General features: G+C 69.1%; 6 protein-coding genes and 1 pseudogene. 2 read left to right on the forward strand and 5 right to left on the reverse strand.

All coding sequences use genetic code 11. The annotated features are described in order from the left end of the window. Positions 1 to 42 precede the first annotated feature (42 nt). The 4 genes from ACLJRL_RS18700 to ACLJRL_RS18715 form a co-directional block, all read right to left on the reverse strand. Positions 43 to 2,127 (reverse strand): FUSC family protein, encoded by a 2,085-nt coding sequence (locus tag ACLJRL_RS18700; protein ID WP_410657486.1) that lies wholly within the window; start codon positions 2,125 to 2,127, stop codon positions 43 to 45. Beyond that, positions 2,124 to 5,207: a GH92 family glycosyl hydrolase gene (locus tag ACLJRL_RS18705; RefSeq protein ID WP_410657487.1), complete on the reverse strand. Its 3,084-nt coding sequence runs from the start codon at positions 5,205 to 5,207 to the stop codon at positions 2,124 to 2,126. Before ACLJRL_RS18705 ends, ACLJRL_RS18700 begins: the two co-directional genes overlap by 4 nt. Positions 5,208 to 5,275: 68 nt before the next feature. Beyond that, positions 5,276 to 6,040, reverse strand: coding sequence for an SDR family oxidoreductase (locus ACLJRL_RS18710; protein ID WP_410657488.1), 765 nt, complete (start codon positions 6,038 to 6,040; stop codon positions 5,276 to 5,278). Positions 6,041 to 6,072: 32 nt separating this feature from the next. Next, positions 6,073 to 6,969, reverse strand: coding sequence for an RNA polymerase sigma-70 factor (locus ACLJRL_RS18715; protein ID WP_410657489.1), 897 nt, complete (start codon positions 6,967 to 6,969; stop codon positions 6,073 to 6,075). Between the two features lie 269 nt (positions 6,970 to 7,238). Here ACLJRL_RS18715 and ACLJRL_RS18720 point away from each other — a divergent pair. After that, positions 7,239 to 8,444: pseudogene (locus ACLJRL_RS18720) on the forward strand (hypothetical protein); the annotation flags it as partial. Between the two features lie 131 nt (positions 8,445 to 8,575). Then, positions 8,576 to 9,970, forward strand: a complete 1,395-nt coding sequence (locus ACLJRL_RS18725; RefSeq protein WP_410657932.1) for a M36 family metallopeptidase — start codon at positions 8,576 to 8,578, stop codon at positions 9,968 to 9,970. A gap of 76 nt (positions 9,971 to 10,046) precedes the next feature. Here the strand turns inward: ACLJRL_RS18725 and ACLJRL_RS18730 are convergent, their stop codons facing one another. Beyond that, positions 10,047 to 14,345 carry a GH92 family glycosyl hydrolase gene (locus ACLJRL_RS18730; protein ID WP_410657490.1) on the reverse strand — a complete coding sequence of 1,433 codons (4,299 nt, stop codon included), beginning with the start codon at positions 14,343 to 14,345 and terminating at the stop codon, positions 10,047 to 10,049. Between the last annotated feature and the right edge of the window lie 134 nt (positions 14,346 to 14,479).

Raw genomic sequence — 14,479 nt, forward strand, 5'->3', positions numbered from 1 at the left:
CCTGAGGTGGCGGCCTTCTTCGATTCACGGCGAAGAAGGCCGTCACCCTTTCCCGGAAGGCAGGGGGTCGCCCGCCTCCACCCCGAACGCCCGGCCGAGCGCGATCACGGTCTCGTCGAGGTGGCCGAGGCTGGTGAGCACCGAACGGGCCTGCGGATCGTCGATCCGGTCCGCCACCGGGGTCCCGTCGTCCCGGACCAGACCGCCGTGCCCGGAACCGCCGGGATCGCCGGTCGCCTCGCGCAGGACCCCGATGTTCTCGCGGATCCGGCCGGTGAACAGCAGCAACCGGTCCGTCTCGTTCACCAGCAGACCAGGCTGCGACCGCGCCGCGACATGCCGGGCGCGGAAGGCGATGGTCTCCACCGTGGTCAGCACATGCCAGCCGTAGTCGCGGCGGCTGCTGAGGTTCACCGGGTGCGTGAGCGGCTCGATGGTGGTGCGGACCTTGTCCACCGCCCGGTCCAGATCCCGTGACTTCTCGATGACGTTGACGTTCTCGGCCCCGGTCAGCAGAGCCGCGGTCTTCTCCACGAACTCGTCCAGTTCGTCCAGCAGCGTCGAGACGTCGTCCAGCATGACCGCGCGGGTGCGCACCGGCACGATCACCACCGCCGCCAGCACCCCGGCCGCCGCGCCCACCGCGGTCTCCGCGACCCGGATCCACAGCACCTCGAGGCTGAACGTCCCGAGCAGGCTGTAGAGCAGGCCCAGCATGCTGGTGACGAAGAACGCCATCACCACCTGCGACACCCGCGCCATGTAGACCATGCCGAACACGCACACCAGGATCAGCGCCAGCGTCGCCGGGACACTGCCGGCCACGAGCAACGTCAGCACCAGCCCGCCGACGATGCCGATCAGCGTCCCGCCGAGCCGCCGGGCGCCCTTCACGAACGTCGCGCCCGCCGTCGACGAGCCGATGAACACCACGAACACCGTCAGCACCGCCCAGTACCACCGCTGGCTCGACACCAGTTCCCCGCCGAGGACCGCGAGACCGCCACCGACCACGGCCTGGATCGCGCTGCGAGTCTGGTTGTCGTAAGCGAAGGCCGCCGACTTCTCGTCCTCCTCGTCGGGATCCTCGGGCTCGTCGGTGACGTCGTGCTCCGCGACCCGCTGCGCCCGCACATCGGCCAGCGCGAGTTCGGCGATCGCCCGGCGGACCCCGTCGCCGGGCGCGGCGTGCTCGTCGATGCGGCTGCCTTCCACCAGCATCTTGCTGAACTCGTCGGTCTCGCTGATCAGCGGCAGTTCACGCGGATCGCGTTCGATCAGCGAACGGAACCGGCGCAGCCGCGCGATCAGATCGTCCCGGACGTCCTCGCCGAGGTCTTCCGCGCAGGTGCGCTGCACGGTGATCGCCAGCCACTGCACCGCCAGTTCGACCTCGATCGCGCGACGGCGGAGCCTGCCGACCGACTCCTCGCCGATCACCTCCGGCGCGGCGTCCTCGATGAGCAGGACACATTCGTGCAGGCGGGAGTTCGCCGTCCGGAGCCGTTTGCGGGTGCGCTCGCTGCCCCCGACCGCGAGGTAGTCCTCCGACGCCCGGACCACCGCCGCGAGCCGGGCCCGGAACGCCCGCCGCACCCGCAGGAACTCCGCGTCCGTGCGCTTGCGCATCAGGACGAACCGGACGACGGCGTTGGCCGCGATCCCGATGACCAGCGCCAGCAACAGGACCGGCACCTGCCGCAGATGCGTCTGCAGGAACATCGCGAAGAAGAACAGGAAGAACGCCAGCGACCCCAGCGCGATCCCCCGCGAACCGAACCGCTGGGCGTAGACCGCGACGAAGATCAGCAGCACGAACACGACACTGTCCAGCGGCGGCACCGCCGAACCGGCACTCGCCGCGGTGAGCGACGCGCCACCGAGGAACAGCGCCAGGACCAGCGTCACCGCCTGCTTCCCCGGGGTGGCGTCGTTGACGGTGAACGCGGACGTCATCGCCGCGATCGCGGCGACCAGGGTGACCGTGAGCGGCTGGTGCAGCGGCAGGATGGCGAGCACCGCGACGACGATGCTGAGCACGGCGGAAAACGCGAGCCGGAGCCGGACCAGGCCGGGGTCCGAGGCGACCAGCCGGTCGGTCGCGGCCTGGGTGATGCGGGTGATCATCGGGCGAGCAGCTCTCCTTGGGCGAGGGTGACCCGCCGGGCGGTGGACGAGATGATGCGAAGACGGTATCGGGCGTGCCTGGCCGGCTCGGCGAGGGCGAACGGCCGGGTCTGACGGCGCCATCGGAACGTCTCGTCGTCGCGCTCGTCGAGCGTCACCCAGCTTTCGTCGTCGTCGGCGCCTTCCAGCACCCACGACCGCGGATCGCCGCGGCGGCTTCCCGAGGTCAGCGTGTACATCACCACGTCACGAGGCGTGTCTTCGACGGGGAACTCGATGGTCGGCGTGGCGCTGGGGAAGGTGACCTCGGTCTTGGTGGTGTCGTCGAACAGGGCGCCGGCGCCCACCGCGATGTCCGTGAGAGGCCGCGGGTCGGCGGGTTCGGCGGGGGACCGTCCCCACTCCGAGGGCCGCTCACCCATCGTGAACTCCAGCACCGCGCCGTCGGCCAGCAGCGCGTGCGGGAGGGTGCTGCTCTCGTGCGGGCGTCCGTCGATCGTCAGGCCCTGGACGTAGACCGCGTTCGCCGAGTTGCCGGGTGCGTGGACGACCAGGTCCTTGCCGTTCTCCAGGTGGACCGTCGCCTTCGTGAACAGCGGTGAGCCGATCGCGTATTCGGGACTGCCCATGGCGAGCGGGTAGAACCCGAGCGCGCTGAAGACGTACCAGGCGGACATCTCGCCGTTGTCCTCGTCGCCCGGATAACCCTGGCCGAGGTCACTGCCGACGTAGAGCCGCCGCAGGACCTCCCGCACGATCCGCTGCGTCTTCGACGGCGCGCCCGCGTAGCCGTAGATGTAGGGAATGTGATGGGACGGCTGGTTGGAATGCCCGTACTGGCCCAACCGGACGTCGCGTGCCTCGGTCATCTCGTGGATCAGCCCGCCGTACGAACCCGGCTTGCGCCCGGTCTCCGGGGTCGCGAAGAAGGTGTCCAATGTGGACTCCAATGCTTCGGTGCCGCCGTGCAGGGCGGCGAGACCGGCGCCGTCGTGGGGGACGGAGAAGACCGTGTTCCAGGAGTTGGTCTCGGTGAAGTCGCCACCCCACGCCTCGGGGTCGTAGCCCTCGGCGGCGAAGTGCCGGCTGCCGTCACGGTTGCGGCCCTGGAAGAACCCGATCCGGTGGTCGAAATGGTTCGCGTACTGCTGCGAGCGCTGCCGGAAGTACGCGGCGTCGTCGGGCCGGCCGAGCGCTTCGGCGAGGTTCGCCAGGCCGAAGTCGTTGATGCAGCCCTCCAGCGCCCACGACAGGCCTTCGTGGACCGACGTCGGCGTGAAGCCGAGGAAGATCGACTCGTGCAGGCCCTTGCGGCCGACGTTCTGCCCGCGCGGCGTCACCGTCGCGTTCTTCAGCGCCGCCTCGTAGGCGGCTTCGACGTCGAAGCCGCGTACGCCCTTGAGATACGCGTCGGCGAACGCGACGTCGGAACTGGTGCCGGTCATGAGGTTGGCGTAGCCGGGGGAGGACCACCGCGAGATCCAGCCGCCCTCGCGGTACTGCTGGACGAAACCGTCGATCATCCGCCCGCACCGGCCGGGCGTGAGCAGCGCGTACGCGGGCCAGGTGGTGCGGTAGGTGTCCCAGAAACCGTTGTTCACGTACATCTCGCCGTCCACCACCTTCGCGCCGGTCCTGGTGCGGGTGCTGGGCCAGAACCGGCGGACGACCGGGCTCGCGTGGCGGACGCCGGTGGGGGTGTCCTCGTGCGCGGAGTTCGGATACAGGAACAGGCGGTAGAGGCTGGAGTAGAACGTCGTGCGCTGGTCCTCGGTCGCGCCCTCGATCTCGACGCGGCCCAGCACCCGCGCCCACTCCTCGCGGGCCTTGTCCCGCACCTGCTCGAACGTCGTCCCGGCCGGGATCTCCAGGTCCAGGTTCCGCTTCGCCTGGGCGAGACTGATCAGCGACGTCGCGATCCGCATCGTCACCTCACCGGCCCCGAACTCCAGGAACCCGGTGACCGTGCGCCACAGCGGACGCCGGATCCGGCCGCCCCGCTCGGCAGGCACGTCGAACTCGGCGTGGACGAACATCCGCCGCGCTCCGGCCGACAGCCTGCTGCGCACCCACGTATGGCCGGTGACCACGCCTTTTGCCGCATTGATACGCAGGCCGCCGCGGTTGCGGGCGTTGTCGAACAGCAGCCAGCCCCGCTCACCCGGGAAGGTGAACCGGACCAGCGCCGCGTGATCCGACGGTGCGATGTCGGTGGTGATGCCGTTGGCGAACCGGACACCGTAGTGATGCGGCAGGTCGGTCTCGTCGTCATGGGAGAACGCGAGCGCGCGGCGTCCGCGGTCCGGCTCGACCGCGCCGATCCCCGGCATCACCTGGAAGGTGTGCCGGTCGCCCATCCACGGGCTCGGCTGGTGCGACAACGCGAACGCCTGCAGCGCCGGGCGGTTCTCGGCGTCGTTGTGATGGTGGTAACCGTAGAGCCAGTTGGTGACGCCCGCGTCGGTCACCGGCGTCCAGAAGTTGAAGCCGTGCGGCACGGCCGTGGCGGGAAAGTTGTTGCCGCGTGAGAACTTGTCGCTGGAATGCGTACCGCGGGTCGTGCGGACGTGGTCGACCGGCTCTTTCTCCTCGACGGCGCGTTCGGCGACACGGACGTCGTCGACCCAGCCGGACACGACGTCTTCGCCGGGCGGCGGTTCGCTGACCAGGACGATCCGGGCGATCCGCCGTCCGGCGAACTCCCCGAGACGGCGGCGCACGAGATTCCACTGATCGACGTACAGCGTCTTGTCCAGGCCCTGTCCGGCGGCGCTGAACCCGGCGGACGTCCCGTCGGCGAACTCGACCTCCAGCACCACGAACGTGCTGCGGTAGCTCGGGCCGGTGTCCGCTTCGGGGAAGACCACATAGGACAGTTCGGTGTGCCCGGTGACCTCGACGTCCACTTCGAACAGCGTCGCGCGCACGGTGTCTTCGAAGTGGAGGGCACGGGCGCCGGTGAACCCGACGCCCGTCTTCGCCGTCGGTGAGGACCGCGGTCCGGTGCCGACGCGCAGGGCCGGATCCAGCGGCTGCGGATCACCCGTTTCGAAGGAGGAGAAGAACCCGGTGATCGTCACCAGGCCACCGTAACTCCAGAGTGTGAGCACGGCGCGGCGTAGCCGACCGCGACCAGAGGACTAAACGCTCACGAGCGTTGCGCCAGGAACTCCTCGAAGGTGCCCACACCGGTCGCGTTTTCGGGCGTCAGGTTCCCGCCCGCCCGAAAAGCCCGGAACGCCTTCCCCGGCAGCCACAGCGGCACCACGGGCGTCCGCCGCCCGGTCGAACGCTGGTAGGCCTCCGCCAGGTCCCGCGCTGTCCGCACTTCGGGGCCACCCAGATCCGGCGCCCGCCCCGCCGGCTCACCGGACGCCAGCGCGACCAGCCGGGCCGCGACGTCGGCCGTGCTGACCGGCTGGAACCGGAAACCGGCGGGCATGAACGTCACCGGCAGCCGCCGCTGCGCCGACGACGCCTGCGCGACGAGGTCGTGGAACTGGGTCGCGCGCAGCACCGTCCACGGCAGACCGGATTCCTCCACCACCTTCTCCGAGGCCAGCTTCTCGTTGTAGTAGAAGAACCGGATGACGTCGATGCCGACGATCGAGATGTACACCAGATGCGGATTCCCGGCCTGCCGAGCCGCCTCCACCAGGTTCCGCGTCACCTGCTCGTCCCCGCGGCCCAGGGTCGACGCGCAGTGGATGATCACCTCGGCCCCGTCGACGGCGTCGGCCGCACCGGCGCCGGTCCGCAGGTCACACTGTGCCCATTCGTAGGCCGCGCGATCGTCCGCGGGACGTGGCCGCCGGCTCATGACCCGCACCGGCCTGCCCTCGGCCAGCAGCAGCCGTACCACCTCGCGACCCAGGGCGCCGGTACCACCGGTCACCAGAATCGGCTTCGTCACAGGAGTCCTCCGTTCAGCAAAGAGCTTTCACCCTAAGGACTGGACAGCGACCCGGAATGTGACAGCTGCCGTGACAAGAACCCGAGCTTGTCCGGATTCGCGACCGCGCGCAGGCCACTGATCCGGCCGTCCACGACCTCGAAACCGAGGACCCCGTACAACGCGCCGCCCGCCGTCGCCACCACCGCGGGCGCGCCGTTGACCTCGCCGATCTCGATCGACACCCCCGTCGCACCGGCGAACATTCCCGCGTACAGACGCGCGACCTTCGCCGCGCCGTGCACGGGCCGCCGGGCCGCGGTGATCTTGCCACCGCCGTCGGACCACGCGGTCACCTCCGCGGTGAGCAACTGCTCAAGCCCGGTCAGGTCACCTTCGCTAGCCGCGGACAGGAAGCTCTCGACCAGCCGCCGGACCTCGGCGCGATCCGCGACCTGGCGTTCCTGGGGCCGGGCGAGGTCCCGGCGGGCCCGGCTGTGCAGCTGACGCGAGTTGACCTCGGAGACGTCGAGGATCGCGGCGATCTCGCGGTGGCTGTAGGCGAAGGCCTCCTTCAGCACGAACACCGCCCGCTCGACCGGGGTCAGGCGCTCCAGCAGCACCAGCATCGCCAGCGACACCGAATCCCGCTGCTCCGCGGTCTCCAGCGGCCCGAGTGCACCCTCGGAGGTCAACATCGGTTCCGGCAGCCACGGCCCGACATACCGCTCCCGCTGCGCCCTGGCCGAGGTCAGCCGGTTCAGGCAGAGATTGGTGACGACCTTCGCCAGCCACGCCCGCGGCGACTCGATCATGTCCCGCTCCGCTCCCGCCCACCGCAGGTAGGCGTCCTGGACGGCGTCCTCGGCCTCGGCGGCGGAGCCCAGGAGGCGGTACGCGAGCCCGAACATCAGGGACCGCGACTCTTCGAATTCGGCTACCCGGTCCATCAGGCCTCGGTGATCGCGAAATCGCCGGGACTCACGTCGCTTCCGAACCAATCCCCATCCGACAAGGTTTCCCCCTACGAATCCCGCCCGTCCACAGTGGACGATCGCGCGCCGGGGTACCGCTGACCGGGATGGTCGTACCTGATCGGCGCTGACGTCGACCGTGACTGTATCGGTACGAAGGGAACGTCTGCGTCACCATTGAGAGAGGGGTCTCCGTGACGTCACCTACGTCGCGTTCGCGTGCCTCACTATGCGCCGCGACCGCAATGACGATATTCGCACTGGTCACAGTGCCCGAAGCCGGTGCGGCACCGGCGCCGGGCGCCGTACAGGCCACACCGGACAGATCCGATAAGGACGTCGATGTCCGCGACACCGCGAGAACCAGCCCGCGTGTCCTCGGCGCACAGGCCACACGGTCGGCCTCCCGGGCCGGCTCCGTCGCGCAGGCCCGCGCGGAACTCGGGAACCAGGCCCTGCTCGACTTCGACGAGCTGACCGGCACACCCAGGGTCCTCGCGCGCACCGACGGGTTCCTCACCGGCCCGAGCCCGCGATCGCCGCGCGAAATCGTGCTGAACTACCTACGCCAGCACGAAGGACTGGTCGGCCTCGGCGCCGACGACACCGCGAAACTGAACCTGCGCAAGGACTACGTCGACGTCGAAGGCGTCCACCACCTGTCGTTCACCCAGGCCGTCGGTGGGGTTCCCTTGTTCGGCAACGGTTTGAAGGCCCACGTGGCCAAGGACGGCCGGCTGATCCAGCTGGACGGTTCGCCGGTGCGCGGGCTGCCGGCCTCACTGGGCGCGGCCACGCTCGCCGCCCCCGGCCCGGATTCGAAGCAGGTCGCCTTCCTCACCGCCGACGGTGTGCGTCTCGCCTGGCACACGCTGGCCAAGCCCGGCATCGACAAGATGTTCCAGCAGGTGACCGACGCGCAGACCGGTGCGTTGCTCTACCGCAAGAACCTGGTCAGCCACGCCAACGACGCGGACGGCGCGAAGGGGCTCGCCTGGGAGGCCAGTCCCGGCCCGCAGAAACCGGTGAACCTGACCCAGCGCGGCTGGCTGCCCGCCGACGCGAAAACGCTGGACGGCAACGTCGCGCACGTCGCCGCCGACATCAACGGCGACCTGAAGGTACAGCCGTCCGAAGAGGTCCTGCCCGGCAAGGACGGGACCTACCGCTACAAGTTCACCGATTTCACCGCCGTCGTCGGCCCGCCGTGCTCGGAGAGCAGGCCGTGCTCCTGGGACCCGAAGACACCGGGCTCATGGGCGAAGAACCGCGAGCAGAACGCGGTGCAGGCACTGGCCTACGTCGGGAGCTTCCACGACCACCTCGCCTCGTTCCCGATCGGGTTCACCCGCGCGGCGGGGAACTTCGAGAAGGTCGACGGCGACGCCGTCCAGGTCCACACCCTGCTCGGCGCGAAGGAACCGGGCTTCTACAACAACGCCTTCATGGGGACCCCGCCCGACGGCCGGCCGCCGACGATGGGGATGTTCCTGTTCCACAACCCGCGGACCCCACGGACCCGTTCCTCGCGGCGAACTCCGCGGACGACGCCAGCATCATCCACCACGAGTACGGCCACGGCCTGTCCAACCGGCTCGTCGTCGACGCGCAGGGCAACTCCACCCTCAACTCCCTGCAGTCCGGCGCGATGGGTGAGGCCTGGAGCGACTGGTACGCCTTCGACTACCTCGTCGGCAGGAACGCGATCAAGGACACTCCGGCACCTGGTGAAGTTCTCGCCGGCGATTACGTCAGCAACGGCCAGCCTCTCGCGCGCACCCAGCCGCTGGACTGCCCGGTCGGGGCAGGCGCGCCGCAGTGTCCCGGCACCCCCGGAGCGGGCCCCGGCGGCTACACCTACGGGGATCTCGGCCGGATCATCGGCTTCCCCGAGGTCCACGCCGACGGTGAGATCTGGGCGAGCACGCTGTGGGACGTCCGCTCGGCACTCGGTGTGCAGCTGACCCGGGCGCTGGTCACCCGGGGGATGGAACTCTCGCCCGCGTCGCCGTCGTTCCTGGACATGCGGAACTCGATCCTGCAGGCCGACACGGTGATCAACGGCGGCCGCGCGCACGCCAAACTGTGGAAGGCCTTCGCCGCCCGCGGTATGGGCTACTTCGCGGGCTCGATCACCGGCGCAGACACCGTGCCGGCGGAAGACTTCTCCACGCCGCCGCCCGCGGGCACCCCGACCGGGACCGTCACCGGGAAGGTCACCAACCGCGACAGCAACGCCCCGATCGCCGGTGTCGCGGTCCGCTTCGGCGGACACGATTCCGGCTTCGGTGGCTCGCTTTCCGCGGTGACCGACGCCAACGGCGGCTACGCCATTCCCGGCGTGCCCCCCGGCACCTATCCGAAGGTCTACGCCACCGGCGGCGGCGCGGACGGCGAGATCCGCGCGGTCTCGGTGCGCTCCGGTACCACCACGGTGAACTGGGCGCTGCGCCTCAACTGGGCCTCCAGCAGCGCCGGTGCCGGTGTCGCCGCCTTCAACGGCGAGGACTTCACCCTGTACGGGTGCGGCCCGGGCGACCTGCTGAAGTCCTCGCTGCTGGGCGGCGGTGGCTGGTCGACCGACAAGACACTCAACCCCGACGGGACCGTCCAGTCCCGGTTCGTCACGGTCAAGCTGGCCAAACCCGTGAACGTGAGCGCCATCGAAATCGATCCGTCGAACAACTGCGGCGACGACCCGCCCGCCGCGGCCAAGGACGTCACGGTCGAGACATCGGTCGATGGCACGACCTGGGTGAAGGCCGGTTCCGGCGACTTCAAGCCGGCGGACCTGGACAAGCTCCACGCGCTCCCGCTCGCACCCGGCAGCGGGACCGGCGTCCAGTTCGTCCGGCTGACCGTGCAGTCCAACCAGCTGTCGTTCTACCCGGACAAGGCCTGCTCACCGCAGCCTACGACGGCCGGCTGCCTGTACATGGACGTGAGGACGCTGGCGGTCCGCGGAGCACCCGCCTGAGCAACGACGAATGCGTGAGGGCCACCCGCAGGGACTCAGAGTTCCTGCGGGTGGCCCTCACGCGCTTACCGGACGGCTACAACTTCGCGCACTGCCCGGCGGCCGGGCCGCGGACGGTGTTCTGCAGGTCGTAGTCCGTCGGCGCCGGGGAGTTGGCCGCGCACGCCAAGGGTCCGCCGATCGTGCTCGAGGTCAGCACCGGTCCCTTGTTGCCCGTCAACGCCACCGGACCGCCGATCTCGGTCAGTTCGATCGAGACCGGTCCGGTCGCCCCGGTGATCGCCACCGGGCCGTTCACCTTCGTGCGGTCGAGCACGACCTGCGCCGCACCCGTAGCCGTCAGCGGCCCGGAGATCGTTCCGCCGCGGACGATCAGGCTCGCGCCCGGTGCCACCGACACCGGACCGGACACCGTCGCGCCGTCCAGGCAGGTCACGCCGTTCTGCACGGTCAGCGGGCCCTTGCGCTCGCCGGTGACGGTCTGCGTGCACGCCGCGTCGGGCTTGCCCAGCACCTCGAACTCCGCCAGCGACGCCTCCCCGCCCGTGGTCGCGGTGACCTCGAGCCGGTAGTGGGCGTAATGCGCCGGGTTCGCGATCTTGAACGCCCTGGTCTGCTGCCGCCACGGGAACGCCTGCTCGGTCCGCTGATCCGCGACCGCCCACGTCTTCCCGTCGTAGGAACCCTTCAGCACCCAGCTCTTCGCATCACCGGCACCCTTGCCCGAAGTCAGCGTGTAGAACGAACCCGCTTCCTTCGTCGACGGCACCTGGTACTGGATCGGGGCCTTCACCTTCGCCTCGGTCTGCGACGTGTTGTCGAAGAACGCGGCGTTCCCGCCCTGGACCGGAGCGGTCAGGTCGTGCACCGGCGTCGGCACCGCGTCGCCCTTGGTGATCGACTTCGGCGCGTCGTCCGGGCCGGTGCCCCACGCCGACGGGTTCGGGCCCATGTCGAAGTCCAGGGTCCCGCCTCCTGTGATCGACGCGTGCGCGAGCGACGTCGAGGTCTGCGCCTTGCCGTTCACCTTCAGGCCCTGCACGTAGACGTTCTTCGCGCTGTTCTTGGGCGCGTTGACCACGATCTTCTTGCCGCCGGGAAGGTTCACGGTCGCCTTGGTGAACAGCGGCGAGCCGATCGCGTAGTCCGAGCTGCCGACCTGCAGGGGGTAGAAGCCCAGCATGCCGAACAGCCACCACGCCGACTGCTCGCCGTTGTCCTCGTCGCCGCCGTAGCCCTGGCCCAGCTCGCTGCCGACGTACAGCCTGGACAGTGCCTCGCGGACCTTCGCCTGCGTCTTCGACGGCTGACCGGCGTAGTCGTACATGTAGAGCGTGTGGTGCGCCGCCTGGTTGGAGTGCGCGTACATGCCCATCCGGACGTCACGGGCCTCGGTCATCTCGTGGATGACGCCGCCGTAACTGCCGTACTTCAGCCCCGTCTCGGGGGTGGCGAAGAATTCGTCCAATTTGGACGCCAGCCCCGCCTTGCCGCCGAACAGGTTCGCCAGGCCCTGGCCGTCCTGCGGAACGGAGAACCGCATCCCGTACGCGTTGGTCTCGGTGTAGTCGATACCCCAGACCTCGGGATCGAAGTCCGCCTTGCTCCGGGTGAACTTGCCCGCCGCGTCACGGCCCTGGAAGAAGCCGACACTCGGGTCGAACACGTTCACGTACTGCTGGGCCCGCTCGGTGAAGTACCCGTAGTTGTCCAGGTACTCCTGCTTGCGGCGGTCGTTCGCCGGAGCCTCGTCGTAGAGCTTCTTCGACATGTTCGCGATGGCGTTGTCGTTGACATAGCCCTCGATCGCCCACGAGAAGCCGTGGTCCGCGGTGTTCGGCGCGTACCCGAGGAACGTGCCCTGGTCGATGCCCTTGCGGCCGACCGCCCCGTTCGGCGGGGTCACCGTGGCGTTCTTGATCGCGGAGTCGTACGCCGACTGGACGTCGAAACCCTTGACTCCCTTGAGATAGGCGTCCGCGAAGGCGGCGTCCGAACTCGTGCCGGTCATCAGATCCGCGTACCCGGGCGAGGACCAGCGTGAGATCCAGCCGCCGTCGCGGTACTGCTGCACGAAACCGTCGACCAGCTTCCCGGTCGTATCCGGGCTGAGCAGCGAATACGCCGACCACACCGTGCGATAGGTGTCCCAGAACCCGTTGTTGACGTAGAACTCGCCGTCGACCAGTTTCGCCCCGGTCTGCGTCGGGGTGTCCTGGCCGGTCTTCGGCGACACCGGGCTCGCGTACTTCTGCACCGGCTTCTCCCGGGTGCCGACGTTCTCGAAGCCCGAGTTCGGGTACAGGAAGAGGCGGTACAGGTTGGAGTACAGCGTGGTCAGCTGGTCCTTCGACGCGCCCTCGACCTCGACGACCTTGAGTTTCTCGTCCCAGGCCTTCGCCGCCGTCTCGCCCACCGACTCGACCGTCGCGTTCGGAGCCAGCTCCTGCTCCAGGTTCTTCTTCGCCTGATCGACGCTGATCAGCGAGGTCGCGATCCGCATGTTCACCGTCTTGTCGGCGCCCGCGTCGAACCGGAGATAACCGAGGACGTTGTCCCGCTTCTGGTCACCGGAACCGGTCGACAGCTTCGAACCGGCCGTCACCGGCTTGTCGAAGGTGGCGTAGACGAACATCCGGGACGCACCCGCGGACAGACCGCTCTTCACGTCGCTGTAGCCGGTGATGGCCCGGCCGGCGGGGTCGAGGGTGAGCCCGCCGTTGTTGTTGACGTTGTCGAAGATCAGGTTGGAGTCGGCACCGGGGAACTCGAACCGGTACAGCGCCGCGTGATCGGTCGGGGCGACCTCGGTCTTGATGCCGTTCTCGAAGTCGACACCGTAGTAGTGCGCCCGCGCCGTTTCGTTGGAGTGCTTGAAGGGCAGCTTCCGCGCTTCACGGTCGGGGTTCGGCACCCCGGTCGCCGCCGAAGGCAGGAACTGGAAGGTCTGCCGGTCCGCCATCCACGGGCTGGGCGCGTGGCTCGCGGAGAACGCCTGCAGCGCCGGGAGGTTCTGCTCGTTGTTGCGCGAGTGGTAGGAGTACATCCAGCTCAACGTGCCCGCGTCGGTGGTCGGGATCCAGAAGTTGAACCCGTGCGGCACCGCCGTCGCCGGCATGTTGTTGCCGCGCGAGAACGACCCGTTGGACAGCGAGCCGCGCGTGGTCAGCACGTTGTCGCTCGGGCGCAGGCTCGCCGGCGGCGTCGGCGTGGCCGAGACCTTGATGTCGTCCAGCCAGCCCTGCAGCGAACCCGGGCCGTCTGCGTTGTCGTAACCGACCAGGATCCGGTCGATCGTCTTGCCCTTCGCGACGACGCCGATCTGCGAGCGCACCAGGTTCCACTGGTTGGTGTAGAGCACCTTGCTCGCGCCCTGGCCCTGCGGCGAGAGCCCGAAACCGTACTGGTCGACGGCGCCGAGCTGGCTCAGGTACGTGCCGTCGGTGAACGCCAGGTCCACCGCGACGTTCGTGCTCGGGTACTTCAGGTCACCGCGGATGAACTCCGGCTGCACCTTGTAGGACAGCTCCGAGGCCGCCGCGACCGGGATGTCGACGTCGAAGATCTTGTTGTACGACCAGCCGTGCCCTTGCGCCTTGTGGCTGCCGGAGTAGCGGAACGCCCGCGTACCGGTGAACCCGACCCGGTTCTTGTTGGTGTAGCCACTGGTCGGGCCGCTGTCGGTGAAGCTGCGCATGTTCGGCAGCGCCGGCGGAGCGGGGTCCTCGTTGGCCAGCAGCAGCTCCGAGAGCTGCATGATGTCGCCACCGTTGTTCTTCGTGACGTTCAGCCGGAAGAACTTGTACGCCGGGCTCGCGGCCGGGAGGCGGTATTCCTTCGACTGGAAGCGGCCGGAGAACTTCTGCCCGGTCTGCTTGTCCAGCTCCGTCCAGGACTGACCGTCCGCGGAGCCCTGCAACGCCCAGTCCTGCGGGTCGCGGTTGTCGAAGTCGTTCGCCGAGGACAGCGCGTACCGGGTGATCGACGTCGGCTCGGACAGCGCGACCTGCGCCCAGCCGGTCGGCGTCCAGGCCAGCCACTTGGTGTCGGTCGACCCGTCCACCAGGTTCGAGGCCCCCTCGTTCGGGGTGTTCTCGCTGTTGGCCGACGTCTCGGTCACCCGGCCGCGGATGTCACCGGGGATGGTGGTGGCGTTCGCGCCGTCGACGCCGAACGTCTTCGGCTTGCCCGAAGGGGCGATGTCGACCGTGTCGCTCCACGTCGGCTGCGGTTCGCCCGACTCGAACGAAGAGTGGAAATCCGGGGGAGCGTCCTCGGCCGCGGCGGTACCGGACGCCGTGACGGCGACCAGTCCCGACGCCAGGACCGTGGCGCTCAGGAGGCTGCAGACCAGTGGTCTGACGCTTCGGGGCATCGTTGCACCAATGCTTTCTCGCTGGGGGCATGCTGGGCGCCGCGCAGGCGGGGACCGGTGGCGCCAAGAGAGAAGAACTCGCGTGTGACATCGATGTCAAGACACCCGGACAAACCTGACCCGAACTGGACAAC

It is taken from the genome of Amycolatopsis sp. lyj-112, from assembly GCF_046549055.1.
Lineage (GTDB): Bacteria > Actinomycetota > Actinomycetes > Mycobacteriales > Pseudonocardiaceae > Amycolatopsis.